The organism is Pradoshia sp. Z4_20 (assembly GCF_058216035.1).
This window is the reverse complement of record NZ_JBZAJD010000001.1, coordinates 708,646-724,723: the sequence shown is the minus strand read 5'-3', so window position 1 is coordinate 724,723 and position 16,078 is coordinate 708,646. Positions and strand designations below refer to the sequence as shown.

General features: G+C 36.7%; 18 protein-coding genes. 6 read left to right on the top strand and 12 right to left on the bottom strand.

Features of this window, described 5'->3' with window-relative positions; genetic code table 11:
* The first annotated feature begins 53 nt into the window (after positions 1–53).
* Together mciZ and AC4BHP_RS03395 are read left to right on the top strand one after the other, a co-directional pair.
* Entirely contained in the window at positions 54–188 is a 135-nt protein-coding gene (gene mciZ, locus AC4BHP_RS03400) for a Z-ring formation inhibitor MciZ (protein WP_077248152.1), read from the top strand.
* A 64-nt stretch (positions 189–252) separates the two neighbouring features.
* Positions 253–1,173 (top strand): aldo/keto reductase, encoded by a 921-nt coding sequence (locus tag AC4BHP_RS03395; RefSeq protein ID WP_139891698.1) that lies wholly within the window; start codon positions 253–255, stop codon positions 1,171–1,173.
* A gap of 54 nt (positions 1,174–1,227) precedes the next feature.
* On the opposite strand, the gene AC4BHP_RS03390 is transcribed toward AC4BHP_RS03395, so the two are convergent.
* The 3 genes from AC4BHP_RS03390 to AC4BHP_RS03380 all read right to left on the bottom strand — a co-directional run bounded on the left by AC4BHP_RS03390 (position 1,228) and on the right by AC4BHP_RS03380 (position 5,035).
* Positions 1,228–2,727, bottom strand: a complete 1,500-nt coding sequence (locus AC4BHP_RS03390) for an aminotransferase class V-fold PLP-dependent enzyme (protein WP_490551299.1) — start codon at positions 2,725–2,727, stop codon at positions 1,228–1,230.
* A 130-nt stretch (positions 2,728–2,857) separates the two neighbouring features.
* Positions 2,858–4,555, bottom strand: coding sequence for a methyl-accepting chemotaxis protein (locus AC4BHP_RS03385; protein ID WP_066107687.1), 1,698 nt, complete (start codon positions 4,553–4,555; stop codon positions 2,858–2,860).
* A gap of 237 nt (positions 4,556–4,792) precedes the next feature.
* Positions 4,793–5,035 carry a YqkE family protein gene (locus AC4BHP_RS03380; protein ID WP_306821548.1) on the bottom strand — a complete coding sequence of 81 codons (243 nt, stop codon included), beginning with the start codon at positions 5,033–5,035 and terminating at the stop codon, positions 4,793–4,795.
* A 181-nt stretch (positions 5,036–5,216) separates the two neighbouring features.
* On the opposite strand from AC4BHP_RS03380, the gene AC4BHP_RS03375 reads away from it, so the two are divergent.
* Together AC4BHP_RS03375 and AC4BHP_RS03370 are read left to right on the top strand one after the other, a co-directional pair.
* Positions 5,217–5,852 (top strand): class I SAM-dependent DNA methyltransferase, encoded by a 636-nt coding sequence (locus tag AC4BHP_RS03375; RefSeq protein ID WP_066107690.1) that lies wholly within the window; start codon positions 5,217–5,219, stop codon positions 5,850–5,852.
* A 132-nt stretch (positions 5,853–5,984) separates the two neighbouring features.
* On the top strand, positions 5,985–6,908 hold the full coding sequence (locus tag AC4BHP_RS03370; protein WP_308810535.1) for an alpha/beta hydrolase: 924 nt from the start codon (positions 5,985–5,987) through the stop codon (positions 6,906–6,908).
* Positions 6,909–7,019: 111 nt separating this feature from the next.
* Here AC4BHP_RS03370 and AC4BHP_RS03365 read toward each other — a convergent pair whose 3' ends face one another.
* The 5 genes from AC4BHP_RS03365 to AC4BHP_RS03345 all read right to left on the bottom strand — a co-directional run bounded on the left by AC4BHP_RS03365 (position 7,020) and on the right by AC4BHP_RS03345 (position 10,430).
* Positions 7,020–7,298, bottom strand: coding sequence for a DUF3784 domain-containing protein (locus AC4BHP_RS03365; RefSeq protein WP_066107697.1), 279 nt, complete (start codon positions 7,296–7,298; stop codon positions 7,020–7,022).
* A 152-nt stretch (positions 7,299–7,450) separates the two neighbouring features.
* On the bottom strand, positions 7,451–7,903 hold the full coding sequence (locus AC4BHP_RS03360; protein WP_139891691.1) for a WapI family immunity protein: 453 nt from the start codon (positions 7,901–7,903) through the stop codon (positions 7,451–7,453).
* Between the two features lie 442 nt (positions 7,904–8,345).
* Positions 8,346–9,149 carry a hypothetical protein gene (locus AC4BHP_RS03355; protein WP_066107704.1) on the bottom strand — a complete coding sequence of 268 codons (804 nt, stop codon included), beginning with the start codon at positions 9,147–9,149 and terminating at the stop codon, positions 8,346–8,348.
* A gap of 243 nt (positions 9,150–9,392) precedes the next feature.
* Positions 9,393–9,917 carry a DUF2199 domain-containing protein gene (locus tag AC4BHP_RS03350; protein ID WP_490551298.1) on the bottom strand — a complete coding sequence of 175 codons (525 nt, stop codon included), beginning with the start codon at positions 9,915–9,917 and terminating at the stop codon, positions 9,393–9,395.
* 243 nt (positions 9,918–10,160) lie between these two features.
* Positions 10,161–10,430: a YesK family protein gene (locus tag AC4BHP_RS03345; RefSeq protein WP_490551297.1), complete on the bottom strand. Its 270-nt coding sequence runs from the start codon at positions 10,428–10,430 to the stop codon at positions 10,161–10,163.
* Between the two features lie 289 nt (positions 10,431–10,719).
* Between AC4BHP_RS03345 and AC4BHP_RS03340 the strand changes: the two genes are divergently transcribed.
* Entirely contained in the window at positions 10,720–12,369 is a 1,650-nt protein-coding gene (locus AC4BHP_RS03340) for a DUF2339 domain-containing protein (RefSeq protein WP_490551296.1), read from the top strand.
* Positions 12,370–12,452: 83 nt separating this feature from the next.
* Here the strand turns inward: AC4BHP_RS03340 and AC4BHP_RS03335 are convergent, their stop codons facing one another.
* The 4 genes from AC4BHP_RS03335 to AC4BHP_RS03320 form a co-directional block, all read right to left on the bottom strand.
* Positions 12,453–12,773 carry an iron-sulfur cluster biosynthesis family protein gene (locus AC4BHP_RS03335; RefSeq protein ID WP_066107713.1) on the bottom strand — a complete coding sequence of 107 codons (321 nt, stop codon included), beginning with the start codon at positions 12,771–12,773 and terminating at the stop codon, positions 12,453–12,455.
* A 143-nt stretch (positions 12,774–12,916) separates the two neighbouring features.
* The gene (locus AC4BHP_RS03330) at positions 12,917–13,129 is read right to left on the bottom strand and encodes a hypothetical protein (RefSeq protein WP_066107718.1); all 213 of its coding nucleotides are present in this window, start codon (positions 13,127–13,129) and stop codon (positions 12,917–12,919) included.
* 241 nt (positions 13,130–13,370) lie between these two features.
* Positions 13,371–13,709, bottom strand: coding sequence for a YolD-like family protein (locus tag AC4BHP_RS03325; protein WP_066107721.1), 339 nt, complete (start codon positions 13,707–13,709; stop codon positions 13,371–13,373).
* A 28-nt stretch (positions 13,710–13,737) separates the two neighbouring features.
* Complete coding sequence (locus tag AC4BHP_RS03320; RefSeq protein WP_490551295.1) at positions 13,738–14,997, bottom strand: Y-family DNA polymerase; 1,260 nt, start codon at positions 14,995–14,997, stop codon at positions 13,738–13,740.
* A 724-nt stretch (positions 14,998–15,721) separates the two neighbouring features.
* On the opposite strand from AC4BHP_RS03320, the gene AC4BHP_RS03315 reads away from it, so the two are divergent.
* Positions 15,722–16,060, top strand: coding sequence for a heme oxygenase (locus AC4BHP_RS03315; protein ID WP_148629933.1), 339 nt, complete (start codon positions 15,722–15,724; stop codon positions 16,058–16,060).
* The last annotated feature ends 18 nt before the right edge of the window (positions 16,061–16,078 follow it).

Sequence of the window (16,078 nt, the reverse complement as noted above, 5' to 3'; positions counted from 1 at the left end):
AGCATTCCTCTGTTCATACATTTTACCATATAGCATGTCCAAAGGGGTGCGTTATGAAAATATGGATCAGTGACAATCAAATCATTTTGAGCGGAAAAGCTTGGGAAGTAAAAGAGAAATTAAAGCAATATAGCAATCAATATGTGTATGTTACGGACTGGCTGCAGGCCGCTCGGCAAATAAAATGACGGATTTAACTCCTTCCATTACAATAAAGAAAAGACACACTGTAATAGCGAAAGGAGATTTCCTGTGAAAAAGAGACAAATTGGAGAATCTGACTTATATGTTACGGAGATGGGACTAGGATGCATGTCTCTCGGCAAAGACGAAAAACAAGCCCGACTAATACTGGAGACAGCTATCGAACACGGAATCAACTATTTTGATACAGCCGATTTGTATGATTTTGGCCTTAATGAGGAAATGGTCGGAAGGGTGTTAAAACCATATCGACAGAACCTGATATTAGCTACAAAGGCAGGTAACAGATGGAATGACGAGAAAACTTCATGGTCCTGGGACCCTTCGCGAACCTATATTAAGCAGGCCGTAAAGGATAGCCTAAAGCGTTTACAGACCGATTATATCGATTTATACCAGCTTCATGGCGGTACAATAGACGATCCCTTGGATGAAACCATTTCCGCCTTTGAAGAATTAAAGAAAGAAGGCTATATACGTGAGTACGGCATTTCCTCCATCCGTCCCAATGTCATCAAGGAATTTGCAAACCACTCAAGTATCATATCGGTCATGATGCAATACAGTCTTCTCGATCGAAGACCGGAGGAATGGATGCCATTACTGGAGGAGCATCAAATCAGCATCATTGCCAGAGGTCCTGTAGCAAAAGGCCTTTTAACAGAGGAAATGTTAAATAAAGCTTCCGATTCTATCCGTGAAAATGGATATTTGGACTATACATATGAGGAGCTAGAGTCTCTGCTTCCATCCATTCAAGAAAAAATAGCGAGCCGTTCCATGAATGAACTGGCTTTACAATATATCCTCTCTTCTAAAGCGGTAGCTGCTGTGATCCCTGGGGCAAGCAGCGAAAAACAATTACTTGAAAATATAAAGGCTATAAACAGCAAACCGTTAGCAGCCGAAGAGCTGGAACTATTGCGCTCCTTAACTAAAGCAAATAAATATGAGACACATCGCGATTAAACGGGAGTCAGGCTATTTCATCTAAATAGCCTGATTCCTTTTCTTATTTTTATCCTATACATAGAATAACCAGTCGAAATCTTCCCGTTGGTAATCACAATAAAAATAATCATTCGTTTTTGAATCATACACATAATCCTGCTGGCACTCTTCGAAATGGTCAACAATCCATTTCATGGCTGAAATAAATTGGTAGGCTTCCGCATTCGTCATGGTTGGATGAATGGAAAATCGAATCCATCCAGGTTTAACCTCTAAATTGCCCTGATCAACCAATTCCATGATTTGTTGGGAACTCTCCTTGGAGATTCCCAATAAATAATGCCCATACGTTCCCGCACAGGAACATCCGCCCCGTACCTGAATTCCAAACCGGTCATTTAATAGTTTAACAATCAGATTATAGTGTACCCCCGGAATCATAAATGAAATAATACCCAATCGTTCTTCTTTCTCTGGTTCGAGAACCTTAATTTCAGGTATGGATAACAATCCCGGAAGAAGGATGGAAAGCAATTCTTTCTCTCTTGCCAACATATTGTCTACCCCCATTTCCTCCTTTAGCCTTATACATAATGCTGTTCGAATGCATTGCAGGATTCCTGGTGTTCCACCGTCCTCCCTCGTTTCAATATCCTCATAATAGCTTTTGTTTCCCCACGGATCCGTCCAATTGACAGTGCCGCCGCCAGGATGATCAGGTATGTGGTTGTGATACAAATTTTTATTAAAAATTAAAACACCACTCGTACCGGGTCCGCCCAGGAATTTATGCGGAGAAAAACAAATCGCATCCAGCTGTTCTGCAGGATTCTCGGGATGCATATTGATATTTACATATGGAGCGCATGCAGCAAAGTCTATCACACAGATACCACCGTGCTTATGCATCACGCTTGCCAGTTCATGATATGGAGTAATGAGTCCGGTTACATTGGAGCATGCGGTAAAAGCACCGATTTTCAACGGTCTGTTTGAATACGATTGTAACTGCCGTTCTAATTGCTCCAGACTGACATTCCCTTTTTGATCAGGTTCCACGATAACTACATCGGAAATCGTCTCAAGCCAGGAGGTATGGTTGGAATGATGTTCCCGATGGGTAATAAATACAACCGGTCTTTCCTCAGGCTTTAGTTCAAGCCTCGATTCCCATTTTTCTGGTATGCGCAAGCCAAGTATACGTTGAAATTTGTTAATGACCGACGTCATTCCAAAGCCATCAAGAAGAATCGCATCATCCGGACCAGCGTTTACATGCTCTTTTATGATTTTCTTTGCATGATGATACGCATTCGTCATGAATGAGCCGGTTTGGTTTGATTCCGTATGGGTATTTGCCATAAACGGTCCAAATTCCTTCGTGATTTTATCCTCTATCGGTTTATATAATCTTCCGCTTGCTGTCCAGTCCGCATATATAATCGGCTTTTCTCCGTATGGGGTTGAAAACGTTTTGTCATTTCCTATAATGTATTTGCGAAAATCATGGAAATATTGCTCCAGCTCTCCAAACCATTCTCGCTGATGATTTCCAATTCTTGCCCTCAGCAATCCTGTTCACCTTCTATCTGCATAAGTCAGTAACAGTATATGAATAAAAAGCCTATTGGTTATTGCCGTGGAGAAAATAGTACTTTCTTACAAAAAAGCCCTATCACTTTTCAGTGATGAGGGCCTTCCATTATTCTTCCATTGATTTCTCAGTTTTAAATTTCCCTGTCAGAGCAATAAGTTCATTTGTAATTTGAGCAAGTCCATTAGCATATTCTGCTGTCTCTTTTACCATCGCATTCTGTTCCTCTGCGGATGCAGAAACTTCTTCAGCAGAAGCCGCTGATTCCTGAATGGTTGTGGATGTCTCTTCAATCATGCCCTCAACTCTTTTAACATCTTCATTAATCATTTGAAAGGACTCAGTTAATTTCTCTAAATGATTCTTTGTATACCCAACCTTTTCATTTATGATTGTCAGTGTACTGCTGCCTTCCATCACTGTTTCAACCTGAGTACGGAACTGATTTAAATTATTTTCCATAACGTTCATCGTGTTAAATGTGTCTTTTTGAATTTTATTAATTAAATCCTTGATCTCTTCAGTAGCTTTATTTGTCTGTTCGGCCAGCTTACGTACTTCATCTGCCACTACTGCAAAGCCTCTCCCTTGCTCCCCCGCTCTTGCGGCTTCAATAGCTGCATTCAGAGCCAATAGGTTCGTTTGGGCCGAAATATCTGTAATAAACCGAATTATATTTTCAATTTCATTTGCTCGTTCGCCTAAATGCTTCACTTGTTCGTTGGCATGAGCAATATCGTCACCAAGTGCTACTAATACCTGCAGTCCTTCGAGAATCATCACTTGTCCATCCCTTGCTATAAGTGATGATTCCTCTGCATTGCCCAATGTTTCTTTTGTAAAATAAGTCCCTGTTTCAACCTGTTTTGTAATATTCACCATTGTCTCAAAGATATGGTTAGCTTTATGTGATTGAGTATCAATTCCAGATGCGATATACGAAACAGTGGTGGCAATTTGATCAGCAGCCACACCGGTTTGCTGAGTACCCTCTGCCATCTTAACGGTATTGGCATGGATTTTATCAGATGATTCCTTGATGGCACCTATTAAGTACACAAGCTCTGTACGCATTTGTTCCATTCCACTCGCAAGTGTGCCGATTTCATCCTTTGTTTCTGCAACAATTGGTTCTGTTAAATTTCCCTTGGCAATCAACATGACTTGTTTAGATAACTTCTCTATTCCCCGAGTAACCGGACGTGTCACTCTATAAACCATGGTGTAGCCGATCGCTAGGTTCATAACAAAAACCGTTAACGCAGTCGTTAAGGCCTTTCTCGTCTGCTCTGTCAATTGATTTATATCCTTATGAATTCCATCAACAGCCTGTTTCTGTAAGTCACCAAGCTGCTGTTCCATAGTTTGTTCAAATTGAGTAAAGATCACCTTAGGCTCATTACCAGCTTCTATCCCCTTTTCTGTGAAACTCTCAGCCATTAGCTGCCCGGATTGATAAAACTCGGTAAAGGAATCTGCTAATGAATCCAATTTTCCGGATGATACACCCAGTTTTTTTAAATCCTCGGCATGATTCTTAAATTCTTCTGCATACGTATCAGCCAACGAATAAGTATCAATCGTGTCCGAGCCTTTCGTAGCACTGATTCCTTTGAATACCTGCTGCACCTGAATAACATTGACTTTCATTTGATCTGTTAGTAGTACAATCTCTAAGGAACTCTTATTTATTTCCTGAATGCGCTTTTCATTCGAATACAGATTGTAAGCGAGAACAGCAGCTACTATTAAACTTAAAACAGTAACGCTGATAAAAGTGATAACAATTTTTCGCCTGATATTCATCTCTAAAATTCCTCCAAAAATTCCCGATATATCTTCCCGTTATCTATATCGGCCAGTTCTGCGTAATATGTAACCATTTTGTGGAGAAACCTATAATTTTTTGCAGAAATAATGGTAAATAGTGGTTAGAACTATTTACTTATACAAATAAAAAGACCACCCTGCTTTGCAGTGCCTCGAAAAGGTAGTGTTCAACTTCCTTTTAAGAGTGCATTACATTTAGGGTGGTCCCTTCCTTTATCCCTTAAACTGCTTCCAGTTCAGATTGCTCTCATTTAATAGCTCTTCAAAGCTTTTATTTTTCTCGCGGCGTTTTCGTTCCTCACGCTTTTGTTTTTCCATTTGCTGTATTCGACGTTGCTCTTCTTCCTTTAATTCACCTTTTTTATTCTGCAATTGGCTCAAAATATCTTGATTTAGCAGATCTCCCAAGCTAATTGAGCCATCATCGTTTTTCTTGGATGGTTTATGTTTCATCATCGGATATTAGCTCCTTTTTTCTTTCTATTATAATGGGTCAGTCAAATTAAGTCAGGTATGGTTTTAATACTTTTTAATAGCCTCTATTTCCTTTTTCCTATTTAAGGTAAAAATTGTAACTTTATACCATATTATTCATATAAATATGATATGATTTATTAGGAACTAAAGGAGGGGTATGATGGGCAGAGAATTTGACCAGCTATTTGATGAATGGGCTGCTAATTATGATGAAACGGTATCCGGTTCTGATGACCAATATACCGATGTTTTTTTACATTATGAACAAATCCTAGAAACAGTTGCATCCCATGCGGATGGCTCTGTAATCGAATTCGGAGTCGGAACAGGGAATTTGACTGCACGGCTACTGGAAAAAGGAAACCAAGTTCTCGGAATTGAGCCTTCCACAGAAATGAGAAAAAAGGCAAAGAAAAAGCTCGGATCCTTATCAATTGTAGACGGTGATTTCTTTCACTTTCCGGTTGAAAATGGAGTCGACACATTTGTAAGCACCTATGCCTTTCACCATTTAACCGATGAGGAAAAAGAGAAAGCTTTTGCTCTATACTCCAATCTTCTAACACCAGGCGGAAAAATCGTTTTTGCGGATACGATGTTTTTAACGAAAGAGGATCAGCAGGCGGTCATTGATAACGCTGAGCGCAACAATTTCGATCGATTAGCAGAGGATTTACGAACTGAATATTACACGACGATCCCTTACTTGAAATCAATCCTGGAAAAGCATCAATTTCATGTAACATTTGAGCAGCTAAATACATTTGTCTGGCTCATGCATGCCACTAAACAATAATTAAACAATAGCATCTATCCCTATAGCAATATAGGGTTTTTTCGTTTGTGAATCTGCCTATTATTTCAATGTTTGTTTTCTCTGCAGAATGGTAAACTAAAGGATGATAATGTGTTTTTCGGAGGGTTTCATTTGAAAAAGAAAAGATGGTATTTTATCTTCGGTGTCATGATTGCATACATAATCGGAATTGGCGTATTCTTCTCTAACATGCTGATGTATATGAAACGAAAAGATGTTGAGGTCGTTCGGAAACGTGAAATCGAGGCAGGCCGTTTTGACACTGCTTCCTTTCAAAAACTGCCTCAGGAGGAGAAATGGATTCAATCCAAACATGGATACCGGATTCATGCTATATTTGCAGAACCACATAAGGAATCAAAAAAATGGATGATCATTGCGCACGGAATCACTGAAAATAAGTGGAATTCGATTCGCTATGTCAATTTATTTGCAAAAAAAGGATTTAACACCGTCATTTATGATCATCGCCGCCATGGTGATTCGGAAGGAAAAACAAGCAGCTACGGATATTATGAAAAAGATGATCTTGCCGCTATTGTTGATGAATTAAAGGCTCAAAAGGGTCATGATATTTTGCTTGGTATCCACGGTGAATCAATGGGTGCGGTCACCCTGTTACTATATGCCGGCACCGTTGAGGATGGAGCTGATTTTTACATAGCGGATTGTCCATTCTCCGAATTCTCCGAGCAAATAGCTTACCGCCTAAAAAAAGACTTTCGTCTTCCAAAATGGATGGTTCTTCCCTTCGGGGATTGGTGGCTTAAACGGAGAGATGGCTATTCATTTAGAGAGGTTTCTCCTTTAAAGGCAGTAGAGAATATTAAAAGCCCTGTTCTTTTTATCCATAGTTTAGAGGATGCGTATATTCCCTCAACCATGAGCGAGGAATTATATGAACACAAAAAAGGACCGAAACAGCTATACCTAGCCGAAAAAGGCCAACATGCCCAATCCTATAATACGAATCCTGAAGCTTATGAAAAAGTAATCGATTCTTTTCTTAAAGCACATGTGCCCCCTTTCTTCTAGGGTGGCACTTTTTTAATGGCTGTTTTCGTAAGGATTATTTTTGCTATTGTTCATTTAACTCGTTATTCAACTAAACCCCATTCGTATTATAAGGTTGACCAAGGATATGTTCTATTTTATTTTGACATTGATAACAACAATACCAATCAAAAGCCATAAAATATATAATGCAAATACGTAATAGAAAAAACTGTCCGGAACCAAAGGAAAAAAAACAGATATAATGCCCAGGCCAATAAATAATATGCCCGCATACTTTGAAAGTTTCTTTTTATCTTTAACCTGACCTTCCACATATCCTGCTAAAATATGAACTTTCCCCTTTCCCCAAATGATATAAGCAAGCAAAAAATGAAACCCTGCAGTGATAAGACCAACAAAAAGCTCCATCATTTCTCCTCCTTTTATACGGCATTTGTATTATATATCTTATAATAATTATTTCTTTCGCTAACCTGCCCCTACACAGCTCCTGATATTAGAACAATGCCCTAAGTAAGATAAGAACTTACTTTTTTATTCCATTTGTATTTCCGTAATGGTCAACATGATCTCAAGTCCTCTAATGTTGAGGATAAAAAAGTTTGGTCACATTCCATTTCAAAGTGTAATTCATTTTCCATATGTGCTTTTTCCTTAAAGTAACCTTGTAAAACAACTTGCCCCATTTGATTGAATACAACCTCTAATTTAAGAGAAGTTTCGTAATTCCAAAAAGTAGCCATTCCTTTAAGTTCACGATAGCACTTATCTAATTGCTTATAAAACTTATATATATCCCCAGTCGTAAACCACAATTCACCTAAGACATAATAGTTTCCGCTCTTAATTTCAACGATGCCCACAGCATCATAACCACCAAAATGACTTGTATCTTCAGGAAAACCACTTATATTTTGTGATTCAATTCGGATAAAGCCTTGATTGCCTTTAACAGTAAAACCATTCATAGTTTCAACTCGTTTCCCAGAAAGCTCATGTTCAATAATAACCATTGCGAATTCCATTTCTTCCTTAAGAGTTCAACAGAAAAGAACATTAATCCTCCCTAGATCTATGCTCCAGTTCGTTTTAATGCAACTCTCCACTATCTATCGTCCCTTTTCATCTAATCTATTGGTATAGAAATTAAAAACTTCTTCTGATTTTTCATATTCTACAAAGTTCTATATCATATCCCTTACTTTTCTTATTACTGCCCCCTTAGTTAATTAAACATATGTAAAAATCAAAATATCGACTTTACTTAACCATAAGAGATATGGGCTGTTCTTATCTAACACTTTAGAAGCTCGATGTATATCTAAAATTAATAACTATACTTCTTTACCTTAGAAATAGGTTCATTTTTGTATTACACAACAGAACCCGTTAAGGATACCCTCGCCTTACATATAATAAAACCGCCTATCCATTAGGCGGTTTTATACTTTATCATCAATTATTTTTCCCTAATTCCTCAAATATTCCAATCTTAAGCTTCACTTTTCCATTGTCATTTTCATACACATCTAATACAAACATTTTATAATCGCCGTAATTCTCATCAAAGAAATCTCTTGCGCTTTTTGGCATATAACAAATTTCTTCATAGTCTATTTCTAACGTGTCTTTGTCCTTTTCAAAATCATAGCCCGTATTTACTTCATTACCTACGTTATAAATCTCTGTAATAGCAAATTCATCCCTATGAGTGACAGTGAAAGTTTTAAGGGGTTTAGTGTCCTTGTAATAGTCCCATTCTGTTCTATCAGCTTCATTACAATATTTGCATTTTCTGTAGCCCATTTTTTCTGCTTCATCTGTTGCTATTGCTTTCCATCCTTTAAAATTTTCTTGATATTCGGCAGGCCAGTTCTTAAAACAATTAACGTGTGTATGATACGTTTTCCCGCCGTCAGATAACAAGCAAATATGGCTGTCATTAAGTGTTAAGTTAAGGTTATATTCCTTAGTTGTTCCATCTGAAAATGTAACGGTAACGGTTTCTTTTTCCAGCTTTTCAACCGGGCTTGATTGTTCAACAGGTTCAATAGATACAACGGGCGCTTGCTCTTGTTTTAAGATTTCAGCGTCTTGTGCAGTCTCATTTTTTGGCGGCATAACGGTCTGTATAGTTTCTTGTTTTATTGGTTCAGCCTCACGCGTCGTTTGTTGATTTCGATTTACTGGGCTTTCTTTTTGACGCTTAAAATATAGATACGCCGCCAAGCCCAAAATCAAAAGTAAAATACCAAGCATTTATCACATCTCCTTAAATATAATTACCATTTTGGTAAATACTCGCTCTGAAAATTTGTCCATGTCGAAAAAAGCAATTCTATTATTTAGAATCTCCTTTGATATCCTATCTTATGAGTTCTTTTATTACGCCCTATTTGTTTGATACTTCGTTGATCTTTACCAATCCAATTATAAGCCCATTATAAAAAGGCATTGACCTTCTTGAATCAATGCCTTCGTCAGCTGAATTAGAATGAGGTATTATTGTTCCTCCTCATTACATAATTCTTCAGCAACCTGCTTTATACGTTCCATTGTTACACCTTTTCTTTGTTCAATAGCTAAGGGGTGCTTAGTTGGTTCCACCTCTATGTAAGGGGGGAACTCAAGTGGTCGAGTTTGTACATTTATTTTTAAATTTACTGTATTCGGGTAACATGGAATATCATTTGATAACCAACCAAACATCGGTTCTAGTTTATCTTCTCTTCCTTCCACAGCCCAATATTCAATTGTTTTATTAAAATTTGTTTCACTCAATGAAACCCAGACATCCCAAATAAACGGTCCATCTCCGTCTTTCACAGGAATTTCTATACATCCACGTATAAAGAAATGTTCATCGTCCACTATGCACAAATCATCATTCATTTCAATCCGTTTTTCTTGTTCTTCTAATGGTATATCGTAACAATAGTCAGGAACAGGGCTACTATAGCTCATAGGGAGTTCATCGTGAAACTTTCCACAGCAGCCACATAAATAACCTTCATTATATTTAATCATTTAAATATCCCCCATAAAATCGTTTTCGATTAACTTTATCTCCCCGGATTAAAACCTTAATTGGTTTTTATATACATTTATTATTGTAATTTTATCATAGTCCCTTTTGAGCTAACCTGTCCCTTCTTCCATTAGAAATTCAACACAAAAAGGCATTAATTCTTCTTAAATCAACGCCCTGTTTGTTTAAATACATTTATTCTCAACGTCTAATAATTTATTGATAAAACTGTTAATCATTGTTTACAAGAATGCATCCTTTTTTTTGCCTATAGAAGACATAGCAAAGATAAACGGTGTGAAAAATAAAAGAGTAATTGCAAGTATTCCATATGCAGCACCTTCAAAACCCCTTACTTGAAAGCTGATGATGAAAATCACAACAGAAGTTAGTAAGGATAAAAAAGGGGGCAATTTTGTATAAGTGCTTTGATATTTCTTAAGAAAATAAGTTATAACAATAAAGATAATGCCAATAATTACACCTAAACCAACCGGGACAAAGACTAACATAACAAACCTCCTATAAAATTCCATTTTAAAGATGATTAATACTAACACAATAATCTGAATATTTAAAGTTGTTTTTCCCATACTGTTAGACCTATTTAGTGAAAAAGGGAAAATTTAAATAAACACATTAGGATTCGAAACGTAAATAACATAAAGATTGAATTATTAATACCCACCTCCTTTTAGCATATGTTTACAGAAAAAATACTGGTATAATAAGGGAAACGAGATACTGAAAATTCTGAGTTTAGAGGTGTGTAAATGATTAAACAGAGAAGAGGCGGAATGGTTGGACGATAAAATTTATGATTTATCCAAACGAATAAGATATATGGAAGAAGAGTTAGTGGAGTTAAAAAAAGAGTTAAGAACCATACATAATGAAGTTAATCTTAATGTGGAAAACAAAAGTGAAAAAGTTGAGATAAAAAGAAATATCAAAAAACCTGAAATAAAACCAGAAAAAGAATTAATCAGCTTTGAATCTATGATCTCAACTTGGTTACCTAGAATATTTATATTCGTTTTTATTTTAGGTGTTATTTGGGCTTTTATGGCAGCATCTGAAAACGGATGGATAAATCCCGTGGTTCGTGTAATAGTTGGTTTCTTATTAGCTGGATTCTTATATATCATTGGAGAAAAGCAATATAAAAAGGCAAAGAATACGTTAGGAATAGTATTGTTAGGCGGAAGTATAATTGTTTATCTTATATCTGTCTTCTCCGGTAATGTTTTGTACCACATTATCCCATTCTATGTGACTGTATGTTTATTAGCGCTCGGAATATATATAGGAGTTTATCTATCGAGAAAATACAAATCTCAATCCTTGCTTACCATTATAGGAGTAGGTGCTTATTTTTACCCTTTCCTATTTGCAGGAGACAAAGGGAATGAATATGTATTTTATATATACGAAACTGCTGTATTTATAGGATTAATACTAGAATCTCTTAGAGGGCAATATAAAATCACTTGGAATGTGGCAAACTATGCATTTATGTTCACTGTATTATTTTTTGGATTAGTAGGCAGTGGGGAAATTTCAACCTTAACGTTCCTCACAATCGCTATTCAGCATTTCTTTATTATTTATTTAACATTTAAAACAAACAACATATTTGTTAAAAATATGTATATTCCAGCTATCACGATCGGTTCATTATTCATGCTCTTAATCGGAGTTGATGTGTTTGATCAAACACCAAGCTACCAATACACGTTCTATTCAATAATGGCCATCGTATACTCTTTGCTTAGTTACGTGAAAAATAAAAGTCACACTGAACTAAAAAACATTTTCTTTGTTATTTCGATGTTCTACATATTTATACTGCTAAACGATATAGTGATTGATCCATCATCAAAATTAATCCTCTTTACCATGCAAGCCGTACTAGTTTACTATTTTGCTCAAATAAGGAAGAGTATATTAGGGACAATAGCTAGCATAATACTGCTCTTATCCGTATTGGTACAATTATTCGACAAGCCGGGATACATGCTATCACTAGAAACTTTTGTTGTATGGATGATCATAATCAGCTTCTTCTTTGTTCTCTATATAAAAGAAACAATAACAAAAATCATCGACAGAAATATAATGAAATCTACTTTACCCTATATAATAGAAGTATTACTGATCATATTTATAAGCAAAATGGCATACTATTTCACAGATGATTCTTCTTTAATGATTAAGAATATCGGTTTGTCATTATCTTGGATCATTATCGTTGGAGTAACATACGGGTTATTTAGTTACTTTAAAGAAAAAGTTTGGAAAAACATCGGCTTAATATTCCTGTTTATTACGCTATTAAAAGTTACTTTCTACGACCTATCAGGTATAGATGTAGTTTGGAAAGCAATATTATTCATCATACTTGGCGTAATTGGGCTGCTTATTTCTAAGGTGTTTTATACAAAAAAATGAGTGGGATTTCCCTTTGCTTTCGTTTAAAAAAAGGTTCAGTCAAAATTTCTGACTGAACCTTTTGAATTTTCTCCTTATAGAGCCTATTGAAAGATGACATTCATCATTGGATTTAAATACTGATTAGGGCTTTTCAGCTGATAGCTATTTGTACTGCTGGAATAATCAATAATAAGCTTTTCATCTAAAAAGATTTCATGATATTTATTTAACCATACAGGATAGGCATTGGTTTCCCATTTTACTTCTTGAGAAGTAGTTTCTTTAACAAAATATAAATTGGTTACACCGCTTACTACGCAGCCACAGCCTTCTGTTTCATACTTCAAACAAAATACGCCTTCTTGATCTGTCAGCTTGTCTTTTACCTTTTCTAATGCTGCGTCTGTCCATGTAATTTCCACTGTTGTCCACCATGCTTTCTCTCTATTTATCTCATAGGTTCCCGATTTCACTTAACCCGCAAACCTGTTAATAATTAAATCTGAAATAAAAAAAGCAGCATTCAATGAACACTGCCTCTATGTCTTAAAAATGAACGTTCAGCTTAATGAACTGCTCTCGTATGTTTTTGTATCAAACTTTGTAAAGCCGCCACTGCTTCATCGCCAGTATACGTACCTTTATAACTGAAACCATTCTCTGAGCAATATTTTTGCCCTAATGCTACAGCATCTTCTTTAGTCATTTCTTTTTTTAACTCTCCTATAACTAATCCATAAGGTGCTTGATAAATCGTGCTATATTTTTCTTTTTCCATTTTTCTTTACCCCTTTTGTTTTGATATCCCATGGCAAAGTTATCAGAACTGAAATCGATGTTAAAAATTCATTATCTGTATATTTCTTACTTCTAGGTCTATATACATAGTAAACTTTTTGTGGAATTTTGTCTAATATTTGCGTTTTCATGTCCTCAAAATTGGGTAGTAAAGTTTATTTAGAACAAAAAAGAAGAGCCATAACCAACATATGCATAAGCTTATAGCAAATTGCAGGCCATCAATTTTTCAATTGTACGTCCATAATTTCCTGATAAAATACAAAACAAACATCTCCGTCCTCATCAACGATATGAAGCTTTTGAGCCTGTTCATTGCAATAATGAATATGTCCTTCCACCGTACCGTACCGGCGACTGGCTGTACGGTAATAGCGGATCATCACAGGCTTCCCATATTCCAAAGCCTCCATAATTATCGTATTCATCGCTTCCACTTGCTGTTCATCAAGCTCATTCCTTGTTTCATAGCTGTCCTCATGTGCCCATGCTCTAAGCATTGTTACGTGTTCAGGAAGCATCATTGATGTCCATTTTATTTTTCCGCGATCTCGAATCATTCCCTGCAGCCTCCATTTCACTTGTCTGTTATGCTCTATGTCCTCCAACCAACGTACTTCGATGCTTGGCCGTTCCTGCCTCTGTATACGACACGGCACGTAAAATCGCATTCGATCCAAATTTTTTACGCATTCGATCCATCACAAAGCCAAGTTCGCGTTTGCGCCAGCTATCCTGGTCAAATAGACTGATTTGCATCTCTCGATCGGGGATAACATTCGAAAGTGTAATAGAAATTTTCCTAACTGTTTTGCCTGTATAAAACCGTTCAAACAAGGTTAAACACATTTCATAAATATCCATCGTAATATTGGTCGGCGTTTCTCTTGTCATAGAGCGATGAAATCCGCCTCCAAATTCATCCTGGCTATAATAAATTCCCAAGCTGACGGTTCTGCCCGCCATCCCGCTTGCACGTGTTCTTCTTGCTACTTCCTCACTCATTTCCAGAATGACATGCTTGATTTCCTCAGGCTTTTTATAATCACGCAGTAATACCTGGCCTTTTCCAAAGCTGATTTGTCCTTCCATAATCGGAGCACCGATATCCGATAAATCAACACCCCAGGCATGGTGGTACAATTGATTGCCCATTATCCCAAACTTCTTTTCAAGCGTCTCCAGATCATAACGCGCCAATTGACCGATTGAAAAAATCCCCATTCCATTCAGTTTCTTTTCCATCGGCTTTCCGATTCCCCACATTTCGCTCAAGGGGGATAAGGGCCATAATTTTTCTGGTACATCCTCATAGGTCCATTGGGCAATTCCTTTTTTCTTGGCTTCTAAATCAAGACACAGCTTAGCAAGCAGCATATTCGGACCGATCCCAATCGCGCATGGAAGCTGGAATTCCCGATCGATTTCATCTTGGATTTTTTCAGCAATTTCTACGATATCTCCCCATAGACGAGTCGTCCCATCCACCTTTAAGAAGCTTTCATCCACACTGTACGTATGAATTGCGCTTTTAGGTACATATCGATTGAATAAACGGCTGATTTCAGTAGAGATACGCAAATACGTAGCCATATTAGGATTAACCTTTATAATGCGCGGATCATCCGGAATCTCAAACAATCTTGAGCCCGTCTTGATGCCAAACTCTTTCTTCATTTTGGGCGATGAAGCCAGCACCACACTGCCGCTCCGTTCCGTGTCACTCACCACAGCCAAATAACATTCAAGCGGATCCAGTCCCATCATCACCGCTGAACAGCTGGCAAAAAAACTTTTCATATCCACGCACATAACATAATGATGCGGTAAAGTACTGTAATCAATCATGTAAAAACCTTCTTTTAAATAGAATGTATGTTCGTCTTTATTATATTCTTAATGATAAGCGAATATACGTTCGTGTTCAATGGAAAATTATTTACAATTTATGTATAAGTCCATGCAAGCGTGCAAATACTTTAAGACAACGGACATAGTTCACCATAAAAATTTACGAAAACGTTTTAAAAACAGTCGCTTCATCTACTATTATTTTCACTTTTCTCCTTTTCAATTCGCTCATAAATAAGTAAATTAGAGCAATTATGTTGAGTTTCGTTCAATTATTACGAAAATCGCTCAATTCCACTCCATTTCCGCTCGATTATATGGAATTCCGCTCAATTAATATCAATTTCCGCTCAATTCCTGCGAAAATCGGCTGGATTACTAGACTAATCTAGCTTATACAGTCATTTAGTCACTCAAATTTTGACTCGTAAGTCTCGAAAACTCTTAATTTAAGATCTTTTTGCAAAAAATAATAGAAAAATTGATTACTAATCTATTTGAAGGGTTATATAGAAGGATGAACGAACTATGTTGGTTATTTCATCATGCAATGCTTTTCAATCATATAGAAAAAATATGATAGAGCCATGATTAGCAAATCCTAAAGCATAATGAATTCAAAATCTTCGAAAAAGATATATAATAGCAGTGTAAGAGTGATTTTCAAAGAAGTAATCTGATATATTTTCCAGAAAAATAAAAATAAAAGGAGAATGATCACATGATTGTTGTTCAAAACAAAATTAAAACCAAACCAGGTTTCGCAGAAAAAATGGCAGGCCGTTTCACTTCCGGTAACGAATTAGATAAATTTAAAGGATTTGTTAAAGTAGAGGTTTTACTTACAGAGGGCCTGACAGAATATGATGAGATGAGCGTCAATATGTACTGGGAGGATGAAGAAAGCTTCCTTGCCTGGAAAAACAGCGACTCCTTCAAAAAAGCGCACAAACGTCCGGAAGGCAAACCGGATGAAGCTAAACAGGACTCTCCTATGTTAGGAAGCCAACAAACTACATTTAGAGTAGCGTCTGTAAAAGAAGCAGCTCCAACAAAATAATGTACGCAAAAGGTCTTT